The organism is Labrenzia sp. PHM005 (assembly GCF_006517275.1).
Taxonomy (GTDB): domain Bacteria; phylum Pseudomonadota; class Alphaproteobacteria; order Rhizobiales; family Stappiaceae; genus Roseibium.
On sequence record NZ_CP041191.1, the window covers coordinates 4,878,265 to 4,894,192 of the forward strand.

Annotated in this window: 14 protein-coding genes; 5 read left to right on the forward strand and 9 right to left on the reverse strand. The window is 55.2% G+C overall.

From position 1 onward, the window contains the following. Nucleotides 1-80: 80 nt before the first annotated feature. Complete coding sequence (locus tag FJ695_RS22080; RefSeq protein WP_141187447.1) at nt 81-1,286, reverse strand: site-specific integrase; 1,206 nt, start codon at nt 1,284-1,286, stop codon at nt 81-83. A 332-nt stretch (nt 1,287-1,618) separates the two neighbouring features. On the opposite strand from FJ695_RS22080, the gene FJ695_RS22085 reads away from it, so the two are divergent. Beyond that, nucleotides 1,619-1,960, forward strand: coding sequence for a MazG-like family protein (locus tag FJ695_RS22085; protein ID WP_141187448.1), 342 nt, complete (start codon nt 1,619-1,621; stop codon nt 1,958-1,960). On the opposite strand, the gene FJ695_RS22090 is transcribed toward FJ695_RS22085, so the two are convergent. Next, entirely contained in the window at nt 1,957-3,039 is a 1,083-nt protein-coding gene (locus FJ695_RS22090) for an SMP-30/gluconolactonase/LRE family protein (protein ID WP_209010775.1), read from the reverse strand. The two genes, FJ695_RS22085 and FJ695_RS22090, sit on opposite strands and share 4 nt — an antisense overlap. 316 nt (nt 3,040-3,355) lie before the next feature. Next, entirely contained in the window at nt 3,356-4,270 is a 915-nt protein-coding gene (locus FJ695_RS22095; protein WP_141187449.1) for a LysR substrate-binding domain-containing protein, read from the reverse strand. A gap of 107 nt (nt 4,271-4,377) precedes the next feature. Between FJ695_RS22095 and FJ695_RS22100 the strand changes: the two genes are divergently transcribed. Next, nucleotides 4,378-5,913 (forward strand): AMP-binding protein, encoded by a 1,536-nt coding sequence (locus FJ695_RS22100; RefSeq protein ID WP_209010776.1) that lies wholly within the window; start codon nt 4,378-4,380, stop codon nt 5,911-5,913. A 77-nt stretch (nt 5,914-5,990) separates the two neighbouring features. Here FJ695_RS22100 and FJ695_RS22105 read toward each other — a convergent pair whose 3' ends face one another. Next, nucleotides 5,991-6,857 (reverse strand): AraC family transcriptional regulator, encoded by an 867-nt coding sequence (locus tag FJ695_RS22105; protein WP_168206457.1) that lies wholly within the window; start codon nt 6,855-6,857, stop codon nt 5,991-5,993. Between the two features lie 99 nt (nt 6,858-6,956). On the opposite strand from FJ695_RS22105, the gene FJ695_RS22110 reads away from it, so the two are divergent. The 3 genes from FJ695_RS22110 (at nt 6,957) to FJ695_RS22120 (ending at nt 10,256) form a co-directional block, all read left to right on the forward strand. After that, nucleotides 6,957-8,492: a YjjI family glycine radical enzyme gene (locus FJ695_RS22110; RefSeq protein WP_141187452.1), complete on the forward strand. Its 1,536-nt coding sequence runs from the start codon at nt 6,957-6,959 to the stop codon at nt 8,490-8,492. Next, a complete protein-coding gene (locus FJ695_RS22115; RefSeq protein ID WP_141187453.1) occupies nt 8,464-9,324 on the forward strand; it encodes a YjjW family glycine radical enzyme activase in 861 nt (286 codons plus the stop codon). The genes FJ695_RS22110 and FJ695_RS22115 overlap by 29 nt, the downstream gene beginning before the upstream one ends. A gap of 149 nt (nt 9,325-9,473) precedes the next feature. Then, nucleotides 9,474-10,256 carry a cyclase family protein gene (locus FJ695_RS22120; protein WP_141187454.1) on the forward strand — a complete coding sequence of 261 codons (783 nt, stop codon included), beginning with the start codon at nt 9,474-9,476 and terminating at the stop codon, nt 10,254-10,256. 27 nt (nt 10,257-10,283) lie between these two features. Here the strand turns inward: FJ695_RS22120 and FJ695_RS22125 are convergent, their stop codons facing one another. The 5 genes from FJ695_RS22125 to FJ695_RS22145 all read right to left on the reverse strand — a co-directional run bounded on the left by FJ695_RS22125 (nt 10,284) and on the right by FJ695_RS22145 (nt 15,330). Then, nucleotides 10,284-11,099, reverse strand: coding sequence for a class I SAM-dependent methyltransferase (locus FJ695_RS22125; RefSeq protein WP_141187455.1), 816 nt, complete (start codon nt 11,097-11,099; stop codon nt 10,284-10,286). 140 nt (nt 11,100-11,239) lie between these two features. Next, nucleotides 11,240-11,635, reverse strand: coding sequence for a GFA family protein (locus FJ695_RS22130; RefSeq protein WP_141187456.1), 396 nt, complete (start codon nt 11,633-11,635; stop codon nt 11,240-11,242). Nucleotides 11,636-11,812: 177 nt separating this feature from the next. Continuing rightward, a complete protein-coding gene (locus tag FJ695_RS22135; protein WP_141187457.1) occupies nt 11,813-12,406 on the reverse strand; it encodes a hypothetical protein in 594 nt (197 codons plus the stop codon). Between the two features lie 121 nt (nt 12,407-12,527). Further along, nucleotides 12,528-14,009 carry an Asp-tRNA(Asn)/Glu-tRNA(Gln) amidotransferase subunit GatB gene (gatB, locus tag FJ695_RS22140; RefSeq protein ID WP_141187458.1) on the reverse strand — a complete coding sequence of 494 codons (1,482 nt, stop codon included), beginning with the start codon at nt 14,007-14,009 and terminating at the stop codon, nt 12,528-12,530. Nucleotides 14,010-14,226: 217 nt separating this feature from the next. Continuing rightward, nucleotides 14,227-15,330 carry a DUF2336 domain-containing protein gene (locus tag FJ695_RS22145; RefSeq protein ID WP_141187459.1) on the reverse strand — a complete coding sequence of 368 codons (1,104 nt, stop codon included), beginning with the start codon at nt 15,328-15,330 and terminating at the stop codon, nt 14,227-14,229. Nucleotides 15,331-15,928 lie beyond the last annotated feature (598 nt).

Genomic DNA, 15,928 nt, shown 5'->3' on the forward strand with positions numbered 1-15,928 from the left:
ACGTCTTCTCCGAATGGTCCAAATCTGGACACGTTGAAAGCCAGCGAACTGCTGAATTTGCATTTTCGGTTCCGGTTTGGTCAACCTGCCGATGCACCTTCCAGTTCAACCGCATCATTGCCATCGCAGTAGGTCTGCCAGGCAAGCATGAGTTCTCTCCGCTTCTCCAGCGCATCGCCGCGCCTATAGGCTCGTTCAACCGCGCTGCCAACACTGTGAGCCAATGCCTGCTCGGCAATCTCCCGTGGGTAGTGAGTTTCTTCACCACACCAGTCTCGGAATGATGATCGAAAGCCATGAATTGTAGCATCGCCAAACTTCATCCGGCGAAGTTGCATAGTCAAACTCATGTAGCTAAGAGGCCGCCCCTCTCGCTGCCCCGGGAACAAAAAATCACACGGACGACGAAAAGGTTTCAATTTTTCCAGTATCGCCAGTGAGCGCGGCGAAAGTGGAATACGATGCTCTTTACCTGCTTTCATCCTGCTGCTGGGGATGGTCCAGATCTTTTTGTGCAGATCGATTTCGGCCCATTTGGCGTTTAAGACTTCGCTGGTGCGGGTCACAGACAGTATGAGCAATTCCAGAGCCAATGCGGATATACCCTCGTGTTTGCGCAGGTCTTTCATGAATTCCGGAAGTCTTTCGTAGTCCAGCGCCTTGTGATGGCCGCGCGTCAGCTTCTTTGGACGGGGTAAAAGTGCGTCGAGGTGTCCTTTCCAAATTGCCGGATTGGCCTTTTCCCGAAGGCCCTTGGCGATGGCAGCAGCAAAGACGCGCTCTAGCCGTCCACGTAACCGGGAGGCTGTTTCTGGGCGCTCCAGCCAATGGGGTTTTAGGACTTCCAAAACGTCGGCGGTGTCGATGTCGGCAACGGGCTTGTCGCGAATTGGAGCAGCATACTCGCGGATTGTCATACGCCACTGACTTTTATGTTTTGGATTTCTGAACTCGACGAGAATGTCATCGAGAAGACTGTCCGCAAACGCTCCAAAAGTCAGCTGCTTGCTACTGCCATTGGCTTTCCGGTGCTCAATCGGATTGACGCCATCTTTGATCAGCGTTCTGGCACTCGCCGCCGCCAATCGAGCATCTGCCAGAGATACAACCGGAAATGGGCCTAGGCCCATTTCTTTGCGTTTACCGCCGAACTGAAAAATGAGCGACCAGGTTTTCGAACCGGACTTGCTGATAACCAGATACAACCCGCCGCCATCGCCAAATCGACCGGGCTCCCGAAGTGACTGGACCTGTCTCGCTGACAGCTTATTTGTCGTTCTTGCCATCTATCGCCACTTTCTGATTTAGGGATTGACCCTAATACTAACCCTAAAATCTGCATGTGATTGGGTATAATTTGACATGATGGGAGATGAAGTGGCAAGTGACAAACAGCTGGGAATAATGCGATTTTTTATCAAGTGACATTATCGAGCATCAAATATAAGGCGGACTTCCTCTCCGCCACTTCCTAATCGTGAAATTGTTGACCGTCTCCAATACGCATGTGAGCAATGCTGCGGACGGTTGGCGCAAGTGGCTTTTCAAAACAGGCCTTTGCACTGGATTTTAACCCGTGCGAAAAGACTGCGGCATTCATGTTGCAGGGAACAAATCGATGAAATTTTCTGACCTTCGTCAGGCCAACATCACCCGGCAAAAGGAATGGCCGGGAAATGACCAGGCTGACATTGCCTTTCGTGGACTGGAAGTTGCCGGTGAATTCGGTGAAGTTGCGGAATCCTTGAAAAAATATCTCCGCGGGCAGCGCGGCATCAAAGGCTCAACTGCTACACTGGAAGATGTTGCATCTGAAATGGCCGACAGCATCATCGCGCTCGATCTACTCGCAGACCTGATGGGCATTGATTTGGGAGAAGCGGTGGCGCGGAAGTTCAATGCAACGTCTGAAAAATATGGGCTGAAGACGCGCCTATCAGATGATGGCCGTCCAATCTAAGGCTTCAGGATACCCAAATCCGGCTCGGTCAAGCTGGTCACATACCGCGCGCCCTCTGCACCTTCGATCAATCCAGTCGTCAGAGCATAGCCGCCCGATGGGTCCTGCAGGGTCTCCAGAATGTCCCCGTCCTCATTTATCTTTATAACAAACCCATAACGTTGTGCTGCCGGGCGCAGGACGGCCGGAAGGCGCATGACCACTTTCTTCAAAAATGGCTTGTCCGCAATCGCATCTGCGACCGGAGACCGCGGACTGACAATCCCCACCCAGAATGTCCCTTCGGGGTTCCTATTGATGTTGTCTGGAAATCCGGGAAGGTTTTCGACAATGACTTCAGGCGCCACAGCGCCATCCACAGGCACCTTCAAAATGGAATAAGTGCCGGTTTCAACGACCAGAAAATGCGAACCGCTTTCGGTTACCGCCAGGCCGTTTGCAAAGCTGAGACCATCGAGAAACGTTGTTGTTTCACCCGTTGCAGGAGTGTAGCGCAACACCCGGCCATTGGGACCGTGCTCCATCAGATCCAGCAGCGAGGCCGGCAGCGTCCCTCCATTTTCCCTTGCACCGAATTTTGTCGAGGCGTCCGTGAAATAGACCGTCCCGTCCGTAGCAATATCCAGATCATCCGCATAGAGGATCGGCGAGCCGCTTGCTGTCTTGTTGGCCAGAGTAACGACTTCTCCGTCTCCGGAAATTCTCAAAAGTCCGCGAAAAGCATCCGCAACGTAGAGTTCTCCAGCGCGGTCAAACTCGACACCAAGCGGGCGTCCACCGGTTTCGGCAAACAGCGAAACCTTCCCGGACGCCGGATCATACTTGAGAATGCCACCTTCATGGGTCGCAATATAGAGCGCTCCATCCGGACCGAGAGCTGCGTCTTCAGGGCCGCTATGTGCCCCGAGTTTCAGCCGTTCAATTCCAGCCAAGCCCTCATTGGGGGCATAAGAACCGGTATATCCAGGGTTCTTTGGCGCGTTCCAGGCGACCGGATCTATCGGCACCGGCCAGAACAAAAGATACGCACTGAGCACAATGAGCAAAACAGCCATTGCCTGCCAAATTCTTTTGGTCATGGGTCTCTCTGAAAACGGAGAAATAGCAGACTGGCAATACTACGGATAGTGGTGCGGTACCAGTGCCCGACAGCCAGGACATACGAGCCCCGCTCCCCCCACAGGTTCATTCTCGCTGGCGCTCCCTCCTGCCTATTACCGGCATCAAAGACCAGATCAGCGGCAGGAAACAGCACTTCGGATAAGGCAGTATCATCGATGCGATTGACATTCGGGTCGCTCCAACAGGCAAAGCGCTTCCGGAATTCAACACGGTTTTTTGGAATAATGAACTGGAAACGGGACATCTCTGCAGAATCGGCAGAACTGACTTTCTTCAAAAATACGGTGTTTTGCTGGCTTCAGCCTTCAACCACGCCAAGAACTGCGCCTTGCCGCCGTCATCGTCCAAAGCATGGTGGACGTTTACATAGTAGCCGCTCTCCAAATGAACCGGCATCCGACAAGCCGGTGTCAGCTGCCCCGCCGCAATGTGATCTGCAACAACGGAGCGCCAGCCAAGCATGATGCCATCGCCGGTCAATGCAGACTGAACCGCCTGGACATAATTGCCAAAGCGCAGATCACAGGCTTCCCTTGATCTGCGGCGGCCCAAAGCCTTGAAGTAACTTTCCCAGCCGAGCCATTCCGGGTCCTGAACCGCCACATGGATAAGGCGGCGGGATGACAGGTCTTCCAGATTGTTTGCCAACCCGTGCCGCTCCAAATAATCAGGAGAACATATGGGCACAATCGTTTCTTTGAGCAGAAGCTCCCAGGGCCCATCCGGCCATTTGCCGTCGCCATAACGAAGCGCAATATCCGAGCCGTCATGCAATCCGGCTGCGCCCTGATAGGCCGCCATTACATGCACTGAAATCTCCGGATGAGCGGCGCTAAAGTAGTTCAGCCGAGGCATCAGCCAATAAGTGGCACAGCCAAGATTGCAGGAGACGGTAACCACATTGTCCTGACCATTGCCCGCTTTCCGCATATCTTCGACTGTTGAAGCCAGCCGCCCGAGGGTTTCAATGATGGTCCGGTGAAACTCATGACCAGCGTCCGTCAACCCCATCGGCCGGGTCGAACGGTCCAGGAGCGATGTGCCGACAAAATCTTCCAGCTGCCGGATCATCTGACTGACAGCGGATTGCGAGATCGCCATCTCCTTGGCCGCGCGGGTCATGGAGTGATGACGGACAACCGCATCAAACAGCTTCAGGCTTTGCAGGGACGGGATCTGATTCCACATACCATTAGCTATAACTTATTTTATGATGAAAATTCACTCTCTTTTTCGCTGACCGAAGCGACAGTATCAAACCGCCAGCATGACATCATTAGCTGGAGGAGAAGGTGATGCAAAAGGTGACTTTGGGAGACATGCTGCACGAGTGCGCAAAACAGTATGCAGACAGGCCCTTTGTCACCAACGCGGAAACCGGCGAGACTTTCTCCTATACAGATGTGGAAACGCTGACCAACCGGCTCGCCCACGGCATGAAGGAGAATCTCCCGGCCAATCTTTCGCATGCGGCCATTGTGTTAGAAAACTGCGTTGAATATCTGGCGCTCACCTATGCGCTGAAGAAGATCAACACGGTGGAAGTTTCGATCAACCGCGCGATGCGCGGGGCAGCCCTGGCCCGGATGATTGATCAAACCAAAACACCGGTCCTCTTCACCTCCGAAATTCATCTGGGCGCCCTGTTCGAAATCCGGTCCGAACTTACAGACCTGCACACCTTGGTGCTTCTGAGCGGGGCTGCAAAGGCAAGGGCATTGTTCCCAGACCTTAATGTGATTGCTTTTGAGACCCTTTTGTCGGATCGCACCGACCATATTGTCTCTCCGGCTAAAGACACCGATACAGCGACCATCTTGTTTACCTCCGGCACCACTGGGGTCTCCAAGGGCTGCTTGTTATCGCACCGCTACGCAATTCGCACAGCCGAGAACATGATCGGCCCCTTCCGGGTCACCAGCGAAGACTGCATCTACTCCCCCTACCCGCTGTCGCATATCGGCGCCGCCTACTACGATATACTGCCGACCATGATGACGGGCGGCCGTGTCATCCTGCGTGAACGCTTCAGCGTGTCAAACTTCTGGCCGGAAGTGAAAAAATTTGGCGTTACCTGGTTCATGATGCTCGGCTCGGTGCAACAGCTCTTGTGGGCGCGCCCGCCCTGTGAGGAAGAAAATACCCACAAGGTCACTCGTTGCTGGGGAACGCCCGCCCCCGTTCCGAAAGACGACTTCGACGCCCGCTTCAACCTGCACATGATCCCCGGTGGCGGCTACGGCTCCACCGATGCCGGTTGGGTTGCCGTTCCGCAGTGGGATCACTATGGCGGGATCGTGCTGCCGCATTTCGATGTCGAGATTCATGATGACAATGGTGAAGAACTGCCCGCCGGCATGGCCGGTCATATGGTCGTACGGCCGAAAGAACCCGGCGTCATGTCCGACGGTTATTTCGGCATGCCGGAGCGCACGCTGGAAAGCCGCCGAAACCTCTGGTTCCAAACCGGCGACATCTGCCGCATGGATGATGATGGTCTTCTTTATTTCCTGCACCGGGTAAGTGAACGCATCCGGGTGAAGGGGGAGATGGTGTCTGGATACGAGGTTGAAGAAGGCATTTTAAGCCACGACGCCATCGAGGACTGCGCCGTCATCGCTGTGCCGGGCGAATTTGGCGAAGAAGACATTAAAGCCTTTGTCACGGTCAAAAACGGCCGGTCTGTCGATGCAGATACGATAAAAAGCCACTGCGCCTGCCGCATGGCCAAATTCATGGTGCCCAAACACATCGCATTTCTAGACGAGATGCCGCGCACCCCCACAGGCAAACCTGAAAAGGGCAAATTGGCGGCCATTACGAGTTCTTAGCCCAGGCGTTACCGACCAAATCAGGTAATGTTTCAGTGGGGATTTCACACCAATTTCAGTCTGGGATTTGACGAAAGCTAACTGCTTCCAGTTGGCTCGTTCCGTGAGATCTGCCGGAAACGCCGCGGTGAGACACCGCTGTGTCGTTTGAAATCGCGGCTGAAATGATAGGGGTCGCTGTAGCCGCACCGCGCCGCCACACCGACGATCTGGCTGGTTGTCGCGGTGAGCAAATGCTCAGCCAGCATCATGCGTTCCTGCCGGAGCCAGAAAATCGGAGTGGTGCCGGTTGCAGCCTTGAACCGGCGGAAGAGTTGCGAGGGACTCAGTCCGGCAATGTTTGCCATCGCTTCAATTTCCCAATGCCCGTCGATCCTGCGGCGCAGTTGGCGCATGACTTCATTGATCGGATCGTTCCCAACTGCTGCCCAGGTGGCTGCCCTTTTTCTGAACAAGGCAGCCACCGCCGCAGCCACCTGAGCATTCAAATGCGCGTCACAATCCGGCAGCTGAGCGCGCAGCGCCGCAATGACAGCCTCGAAGCAATCGCAAAGATTCCCCAAATCCTCAATCACCGGGTTATCCAGCAAGGCTAATTGTTCATGCAGACGATCCAGCCCGGGGCCCGCCATAGCGAACCACAGGTACGTCCAAGGCGCCCCGCGATCGGCGCCATGACCATATTTCTGGCTGGTATCCAACCACACAAGGCTGTCTGGACCCGCCTTAAAAACCTGCCCGCCAACTTCAACCCGTCCCGCGCCCGATAACGTGAGGATGAGCACATGTTCATGATAGCTCCGCCGCACCATGCCGTCTTGATGGGTGACAATCGTCTGCCCACCCACAGGAACCGTGTACGGCCAGGGAGAGGCCAAAGGATCGGTGGCGTGAAAGAACACTTCGGATCGGTCAAAAACACGCATTGTGCGAGTATTATCCATGTTTTCTGCACAATACACCATTTTTTCTGCACTTGATGCCGGTATCATCAATTAACGCTTCAAGCGCAGTTGCTTGTCGCCAATTCAAGGATGGTTCTGATGTCCGTTGAAAACCCCGCCGCCCGCCGGATCGTCAACGACCCGGCCTTAACTGCCTCCCAAAAAGCCCGGTATTTGTCGTTGGAAGCAGAAAACGCGCTTGCTTATCCGGAGTTGGACAGCCACACACGGGCCGCGCTCGATGACCGGGTTATCTGCGACATGTATGAAGGCCATGCGCCCTATAAGCCGCGCTATGTCCTGCCGGATTACAACGTGGTGTTGACCAGAGGCAGCGACTGGCTGGAACTGCCAACTCCTCAGAGCCTGGAAGAGGCCATTCACACCTTGATGGTTGCCTATCACCATGTGCCATCGGTGACCGGCATGCCGGTCTATATCGGCCAGCTGGATGATCTGCTGCTGCCGTTTTGCGATGGCGTTTCGGACGAGCGGCTCTATCAGCAAATCAAGCTATTCTGGCGGTATCTGGACCGGGTTCTGCCGGATGCCTTCATGCACGCCAACATCGGGCCGAGCGACAACAGGGTAGCCCGTGCCATCCTGCGGGTAGATGCGGAACTGAAACAGATCGCACCGAACCTGACGTTCTTTTATGACCCTGAAGTGAGCAGCGACGACATCCTCCAAATCGCCGCCGCCAATATTGCCGAATGCTCCAAGCCGCATATCGCCAATCATCCGCTGCATGACGCTGTCTTCGGCGAGCGGGGCTACGGCATCGTCAGCTGCTATAATGCCCTGCCCGTCTGCGGCGGCGCGTCCACCCTCACCCGGGTTAACCTTGCGAAGGTGGCCGAGCGGTCAGAAGATGTGACCGATTTTCTGGATAACAAACTGCCGCAGTATGTGGATCTGAATTTCCGGCTGACCGAAGCGCGCATCGATTACCTCTTCAATCAGTCCGGCTTCATGGACAGTTTTCTGGTGACCGAAGGCTGGCTGGATGAAACCCGCTTTGCTGCCATGTTCGGCATCTTTGCCATGGCCGAGGCCGTCAACACGCTTCAGGACAAGGCGGGCGCGGCCGGGCGTTATGGCCACGATGCGGGCGCCAACGCGCTCGGCCACAAGATTTCCGCAAGGCTTGCGCAGTTGGTGGCATCCCGGCCGATGAAAAACGTCTGGCAGGGCCGCGCCATGCTGCATTCCCAGGCAGGTCTTTCCACCGACGAAGGGTTTACACCCGGCGTTCGGATCCCCTATGGCACGGAACCTGATCCGGTCAGCCACATTCGCGCGCTCGCCGCGCACCATGAGTTCTATTCGTCCGGGATCAGCGAAATTCTGACGCTAGACGAAACGGTCAAGGCAAATCCGGCCGCCATTCGCGATCTGTGCAAAGGCGCCTTTGCTTTGGGTTTCCGCGAGTTCACCGCTAATGTCGCGAGCAACGATCTGGTGCGGGTGACCGGCTATATGATCCGCTTGTCGGATGTTGAAAAGTTCAACGCCGAAGCGGGTTCGCGCACCAACACCACAGCCCTTGGCGCGGAAGCAGCAGACGTCACTTCAATCCTCGACCGCAAACCCCGGGTGGTTGCCCATGAGCTCTTTGCAGGCGCCGGTCAGTAAGATCCTGACCTGGTCCTGTGTCGACGGGCCAGGCAACCGGCTGGTTCTGTTTCTGCAGGGCTGCAACTACAATTGCATCACCTGCCACAACCCGCACACGATCGGCCAATGCAATGATTGTGGCGATTGCATTCCCGCGTGCCCCACGTCCGCGCTTTCATTGGTGGATGGCAAGATCCGCTTTGATGCGAACGCCTGCACAAATTGCGACGCCTGCCTGAAGGCTTGTCCCATTGATGCCAATCCGATGGTTCAGACCTACACCGTCGAAGACATCCTGGCGTTGCTGCGGGAAAACGCGGATTTCCTGTCCGGCATCACCATTTCCGGCGGTGAAGCGACGCTGCATCACTCCTTCATCAAGGCCCTGTTTGCCGCCATGGGCGAGGCTGAAGATCTGAAACATCTGACCCGGTTCATCGACAGCAATGGCCACCTGGGCGCGGATGGCTGGACCGACCTCCTGCCGGTCACCGATGGGGTGATGCTCGACATCAAGGCGTTTGGCGTTCAACTGCATAAGTCTTTAACAAAACGCACCAACAGCCGGAGCCTCGCCTCCGCCCGGCAATTGGCAGACGCGGGCAAGCTCTATGAGCTGCGCTATCTGATGATCCCCGGCCGGACGGACACAGATGCTGAGCTGGACGCCCTCGCTGACTTTGTGCGCTCGCTCCCTCAGCCTATCCGCCTCCGGCTCAACGGTTTTCGCACGCATGGCGTCCGGCCCGAAGCGGCCAAACTCCCGGCACTTGCCCGCGACAGACTGGAAACTGCCGCCGCTAAACTTAAAACGGCCGGTCTTGGCCCGGTCGCCTTGCCGGCGATTTAACAACCTTCTAAAGACTAGCGGCCTTTGACCGGCAAGACCGTTCCGGTCGTGCCAACCGTCTCCCAAAACCATTCCAGCTTGCCCCACCATCAGAACCCTGCCACTTTTGCGGATAGGTTTTATGGATCCGCATATTCGGGAGCTTCGGCATGAACGGCAAACGCACCCTGATCGACATTTCCGTTGCGATTGAAGCTGATATTCCCTCAGATCCGCCGATTATGCTGCCGGAGATCGAGTATCTCGATCACCAGGCAACGGTGGAGCAGATGACCGGCTTCTTTCCGGGCCTCACCAAAGATCAGCTTCCAGGCGGGGAAGGCTGGGCCGTGGAGGTGATGAAACTCTCCACCCACAACGGCACACATCTCGATGCGCCTTATCATCACCATTCAACCATGAACGGCGGCGAGCGGGCGATCACCATCGACGAAGTGCCGCTGGACTGGTGCTTCAATCCGGGCGTGAAACTGGATTTCCGGCATTTGCCGGACGGCCATGTTGTCAGCGCAGCGGAGGTCGAGGCCGAACTCGACCGGATCGGTCATGACCTGGCCCCACTCGATATCGTTCTGGTCAACACGTCTGCAGGCAAAAAATACGGCCAGCCAGACTATCTGACCTCCGGCTGCGGCATGGGGCGCGAGGCAACGATGTATCTTCTCGATCTCGGTGTTCGGCTCACCGGGACCGACGCCTGGTCCTGGGATGCGCCATTTTCCCACACCGCCCAGCGCTGGATGGAAACAAAAGATCCGTCGATCATCTGGGAAGGCCACCGTGCCTCTATGGACATCGGCTATTGCCACATCGAAAAACTCTCCAACCTGGAGGCCCTGCCCCTGTCCGGTTTTCATGTCAGCTGTTTCCCCGTGAAGATCAAAGGGGCGTCGGCGGGCTTCACCAGGGCCGTGGCGATCCTGGAGGAGTGAGCCCGCACCGGGCGCCCACTGCAACGGTCACGCCTTTGTAGCTTCGAAAACGAGGGCCTGGATCTTGCCTTCCACCTCCCCGCCCCCGCATTTTTCGGCGATCAAATCTTCGGCTTGGTCGGTAACCGCCTGCAATTGCTCTGCGTTGCGTGTTTCTATTTCATTTCTCAATGGCGTTCCCTGACAATAGGCGATGGCCGGATGGCGGGCCGACGGGGCCCTGCTGACATCGGCACGAATATCGACTGAGACATCGTTGAAACCGCTTTGCAGCAGTTCGGCCCGGATTTTTTCCGCATCGTGATTACCGTGTGGTGTCCGGGCAAGAAACAGCGGCGGATCCTCAGTGAAGATCCGCCCGGCAGCTTCTGTGGCAAGCGCGGCAAACTCATTCTCGCGGATGTGGTCCCACACACTGAATATGAAGGTTCCACCCGGTTTTAGAACCCGGTAGGCCTCGCGGTATCCCGCAACGTGATCTGGAAAAAACATGACACCAAATTGGCAAATCGCAGCATCAAATGAATTGTCTTCAAACGGCAGTTTGAGCGCGTCGGCCTGCCGCCACTCAATTGGATACGCAGCCGGATGGTTGCGTTCGGCGTGGTCCAGCATCGGCTGATTCAAATCTGTGGCGACATACTGGACCGAGTTTGCCAGTTTCGGCGCCAATGCCCTCGGCACAACCCCGCTACCAGCCGCAATTTCCAGAACCGAAGCCGGGTCCAGATCCACGACCCTGGAAACCAGATCTTCCGCATATGAACTGAAAATCAGCGGCACCAGATAGGTATCGTAAAACTCGGGGATCGAGCCGGTGAATTCCTTGTCGCTGCTGGTCATTGCGCCCCTCCCTGACATCGACGTGCCGCTAAGTCAGGCAGAACGCTAACACAGCAGCAACTCGGGAGATACAACCATCCCGAACAGGGGTAAGTTAGGCTGGCAACTGCGCGCGCAGAGCACCGGACACCGGAGACACCTCAGTCGAGAAACTTCCATGTCTCCGCGCCATCAAAGCTTCGCAAACCGATCGCCTCGATAGTTCCGGGATCCGCCAAACACAAATTCACCGCCATCCGGCCAATCGCATCTCCGGCAATGCCTTCCCAATGGGTGGTCGCCCCGCATGTTTTACAGGAGTGAAACGCCAGCTGCTTGTCCCCCCAGACATATTTTATCGTCGCATCCGGTTTTGCGGTGATCTTTATGTTTTTGGTAGAACCATGCCCCCAGACAGTTCCGAGCGACCGGCAGATCGAACAGTTGCATTTCACCGCGTGTTTTGGCGGAGAGGTCATTTCATAAGACACCGTGCCGCAGTGGCAGGCCCCTTTGACAGGAAGGGAAATATCAAGACTTGCAGTGTCTTGCGGCATGGAAAACGCTCTCCTGTGGCGGCAATATTTAAAGGCTTTGCAGTTCCGGTCATACTGTCGTTTGTGAATATATGGCCGAATTCATTTCGAAAACTCAGGCCTCAAGATCGCATTTTTACCGGGTAAACTTGGCTTCCATCGTGGGTGCTTTTCCAGAACGGAGATCGGACATAGGACCTATTCAAACCAGCTGGCGACAGTCGCTTGCACCTCTTGAAGTGATCTATCGGCTGCCCGGGCCGGCAGGATAACCGGACCGGAAGGATGGATAATCAAAAGGTGTTCCTTCCAAAGGACCAGATCAGGCGCACTCTTCGGCCACTCCCTGCGTGTCTCGAGTTTCACTCCGTCTAGATCCAGACAGGTCCCGAGATTTTGCTTGTCCAGGACAACAGTCTGCTCTTCCCCGAAAAACCGCTGATAGATGCGTTTTGCCTGCGCAAACGTCCAATATTTGTAGGCCAGCAACCCAATAACGATGCCAGCCCAAAGAATGAAGCCGCTAAGCATCAGCAGATCCGTGGGATGCAGTCCCGGGGCACTCTCAGCAAGATCTTTTCCAAGCATGAAAATCGCCGCCAGGAACGCGGCCATCACAGACACCCGAATGACAAGTCCGGTCTTGGAAATAAAGGAGAAACCCTGTCGATGTTTGGAGTTCGATTTACTTGCGCGTTTGAGCGTTTTTAACCAGTGCGCATTTGCTCGCAAATAGGCCCTGACATCTGATGGACCATAAACAAAGCTTGCTTCAATTCTTTCAGTATCCACGATGAAAACCGCCATTTTTGTAAGAAGGCTCGATAGGCAAAAAAACACCCGCCGTCCCAATTTAGTGGGAAACGGCGGGCTTCATTTCAACGGTATATTCGAACTTAGCCAGCGGCCTGGCTTACTCCACGCCGATCTTCGATTTCAGAAGATCGTTGACGGCTTGCGGGTTGGCCTTGCCCTTGGAGGCTTTCATGACCTGGCCGACGAACCAGCCCACCAGGTTTGGTTTGTCCTTGGCCTGCTGAACCTTGTCCGGGTTGGCAGCGATGATTTCGTCGACGATGGCTTCAATCGCGCCGAGATCGGTCACCTGCTTCATGCCGCGGTCTTCTACGATCTGCGCCGGGTCACCGCCCTCAGTCCAGACGATTTCAAAGACGTCCTTAGCGATCTTGCCTGAGATTGTCCCAGCCTTGATCAGATCGATGATGCCGCCGAGCTGGGCGGCAGACACCGGAGAGGTCTCCAGATCCTTGCCTTCCTTGTTCAGACGGCCGAAGAGTTCGTTGATCAGCCAGTTCGCAGCCAGTTTGGCGTCCCGGCCTTTGGCGAGCTCTTCGAAGAAATCGGCAGAGGTCTTTTCGGCGACCAGAACATCGGCATCATAGGCGGTCAGACCAAAATCCTTGACGAAACGTGCCTTCTTGTCGTCCGGCAGTTCCGGTAGGTCGGCTGCCAGTTCATCAACAAAGCCTTGTGTGAATTCCAGCGGCAGCAGATCCGGGTCCGGGAAATAGCGGTAATCGTGCGCCTCTTCCTTGGAGCGCATGGAGCGGGTCTCGCCTTTCACGCTGTCAAACAGGCGGGTTTCCTGATCGATCTCACCACCGTCTTCCAGGATCGCCATCTGGCGGCGGGCTTCATATTCAATCGCCTGACCGACAAAGCGGATGGAGTTGACGTTCTTGATTTCGCAGCGTGTGCCGAACTCACCGCCCGGACGGCGCACGGACACATTGACGTCGGCCCGCATGGAGCCCTGGTCCATGTTGCCGTCACAGGTGCCGAGATAGCGCAGGATGGTGCGCAGTTTGGTGAGATAGGCTTTTGCTTCATCTGCCGAGCGCAGATCCGGCTTGGAAACGATTTCCATCAGCGCAACGCCGGAGCGGTTTAGATCGACAAACGACATGGACGGATGCTGGTCGTGCAGGGACTTGCCGGCGTCCTGCTCCAGGTGCAGGCGTTCGACACCGATTTCCACCTGCTCGTCCGGCATGTCGAGAAGGATTTTTCCTTCGCCCACGATCGGCTGCTTGAACTGGGAGATCTGGTAGCCTTGCGGCAGATCCGGATAGAAGTAGTTCTTGCGGTCAAAAACTGACTTCAGATTGATTTCCGCTTTCATGCCGAGACCGGTGCGGATCGCTTGGCGGACGCACTCTTCGTTGATCACGGGCAGCATGCCAGGCATCGCCGCATCAACCAGCGAAACGTTGTTGTTCGGATCTTGGCCGAATTCGGTCGAGGCACCGGAAAAGAGCTTGGCTTCGGAGGTGACCTGGGCATGGACTTCCATACCGATCACGATTTCCCAGTCGCCGGTCGCGCCCTTGATGAACTTCTTCGGGTCGGGAGTGCGTACGTCGACAAGTGTCATGGAGCGTTCAATCCTGTTTTCGTCAAAAGCGCTCGCTTGGAAGGTCACGGCCGGACAGCCGGAGCGCTGATAATCACCGGATTGATGACCTACTGGGGAATTGCGGTTGCTGCAAGCGTTTCCTGAGCTAAAGCGGGTGCTTTCGCACAAGGAGCGCTGATCAGGCGGTTCGGCTCCGTCAAATGTTCCTGGGCTGAATGCACAACCCGTGCGCCCGTTATTGCGCCAGCCAGTGAACCTTGTCGGCGGCGGCCGGTTTGGCGGCCTTCTTTGGAGGAGCAGATTTTTCGGGTTTTCCGGCCTTTTGCAGTTTCATCATCAACAGGCCATAGAGGCGTTTTGCATCTTCAGCGTCGAGAATGTTGAAATTCCGGGCCCACAACTCGCCCATGAACTGCGGCATGCGCAGGTGAATACACCGCACCCGGCTGAGGATGGCATATTCCATGGCGCCGACACCAAGGATCTTACAAAGAATGGCGATGCCCATGGCATCGGTGCGCAGCATCAAGCAAGTCACATTATCCTGGCTCATGCCGGAGAATTCCGACAAGAGCCTGACGACATCGTATAGGTTCTTTTCAGTACACATGCGCGAAACAGCGGCATCCAAGTTGACCTGACCGAGCTCCACAGCCGAAAGCCATTGGTCAAACGGAATGGCAGCAACGCGCTCCTCCAAATCAGGTCCAAGAACCAGATCGTCCTTGTCCCGCATCAGGTCCTGAATGACCAGATCGTTGGATTTACGCAAGTGGCCGATGCGGCTTCCCATTTTTTCCGGCATTGCCTTCAAAAGGCGGTCAAAATCTTCCGGAGCGATGTCTGCGCCCAGATTGGCCGACACCGACAATTTGATTTCATTGTCGCCGAGCGCGATCAAGAGATCGGTGACCTCGCGGTCAAGAACATCCCTGTTGGAGATGGCAAGCCGGTGGCCGTTGCTTTGCTCACGGACCAGCTTTTTCAGATCCTTCGTCGTCAGCACCGGCGAATTGGTCAGAATTGGCGCGGCAATGGTCAATGTTTCCTGTGCCAGACGCATGGCCAATGAATTGGACGTCGCCGATGAGGACGCCAGGCTCTCCGAAATTTGGCGTTTGGCCTCATTGCCAAGACTGTCGTAGGCCCCTTCAATTGCAGAGTTCAGTTCGTTGACGTCACTTTGTGCCAAACCGCCCGCACCGGAACCCAAATGCTGAGCCACAAGAGCGGCGACCTGCTCCTTCTTGTAGTCCGGACATGTTTCCATCAGTGAGCGCAAGGCCATGATCGCAAGTACACCTGGTTGTTTGAACCGTTCGTATTTACGTAGGGCCAAAAAAAGAATTCATTTCACCAATACAGCACTTTTTAAATAATAAAATTTTCGACAGATAATTCTAAAATATATTGACCAAATTATAATTTTAACAAAATCCAGAATAAATTTTATATATTCAAACATCAACTCAAAGTCGACTTAATCTTCAAATAGAAGAACGCTGCGTCATCCATCCAATAATCTACCTAGTTTTGCCAATACGTATTTTTCAAGATCAAGTTGCTCTCCGAGACAATCCGATCACCACAACGGTCACCTGACAAAGTTTGAAGCCTGTGAATTTTTTTTCGTGTTTTTTTCAGACTTAATGTACCAGCCAGCGTTTTTTGTACGCCACGCTACACTGTAGATGCCGATATTGAGAGGATGTTATTGACAGCAGCTCAGCGGCTCTCGGGTTTTTATAGTGTTGTCGGCTGTCTCGATATCGCCACGTGTCACTCGGTTAGTGCCGAAGCAATGAGCGGACTCTGTTGCGATTGAACCACCTCCCTTCTGGCGGCCAGTCAACACCGTTGACAAAATCCGTCGGAATCTCAGAGCGAATTTCCTTGCCGGTACGTTTCGGGGATAAAGGAGCTTCTGCCCGGTAGAA

What these genes read in the sequence shown, in the direction of transcription:
- FJ695_RS22080 (WP_141187447.1), bottom strand. Translation starts at nt 1,286, where the DNA reads ATGGCAAGAACGACAAATAAGCTGTCAGCGAGACAGGTCCAGTCACTT.
- FJ695_RS22085 (WP_141187448.1), top strand. Translation starts at nt 1,619, where the DNA reads ATGAAATTTTCTGACCTTCGTCAGGCCAACATCACCCGGCAAAAGGAA.
- FJ695_RS22090 (WP_209010775.1), bottom strand. Translation starts at nt 3,039, where the DNA reads ATGACCAAAAGAATTTGGCAGGCAATGGCTGTTTTGCTCATTGTGCTC.
- FJ695_RS22095 (WP_141187449.1), bottom strand. Translation starts at nt 4,270, where the DNA reads ATGTGGAATCAGATCCCGTCCCTGCAAAGCCTGAAGCTGTTTGATGCG.
- FJ695_RS22100 (WP_209010776.1), top strand. Translation starts at nt 4,378, where the DNA reads ATGCAAAAGGTGACTTTGGGAGACATGCTGCACGAGTGCGCAAAACAG.
- FJ695_RS22105 (WP_168206457.1), bottom strand. Translation starts at nt 6,857, where the DNA reads ATGGATAATACTCGCACAATGCGTGTTTTTGACCGATCCGAAGTGTTC.
- FJ695_RS22110 (WP_141187452.1), top strand. Translation starts at nt 6,957, where the DNA reads ATGTCCGTTGAAAACCCCGCCGCCCGCCGGATCGTCAACGACCCGGCC.
- FJ695_RS22115 (WP_141187453.1), top strand. Translation starts at nt 8,464, where the DNA reads ATGAGCTCTTTGCAGGCGCCGGTCAGTAAGATCCTGACCTGGTCCTGT.
- FJ695_RS22120 (WP_141187454.1), top strand. Translation starts at nt 9,474, where the DNA reads ATGAACGGCAAACGCACCCTGATCGACATTTCCGTTGCGATTGAAGCT.
- FJ695_RS22125 (WP_141187455.1), bottom strand. Translation starts at nt 11,099, where the DNA reads ATGACCAGCAGCGACAAGGAATTCACCGGCTCGATCCCCGAGTTTTAC.
- FJ695_RS22130 (WP_141187456.1), bottom strand. Translation starts at nt 11,635, where the DNA reads ATGCCGCAAGACACTGCAAGTCTTGATATTTCCCTTCCTGTCAAAGGG.
- gatB (WP_141187458.1), bottom strand. Translation starts at nt 14,009, where the DNA reads ATGACACTTGTCGACGTACGCACTCCCGACCCGAAGAAGTTCATCAAG.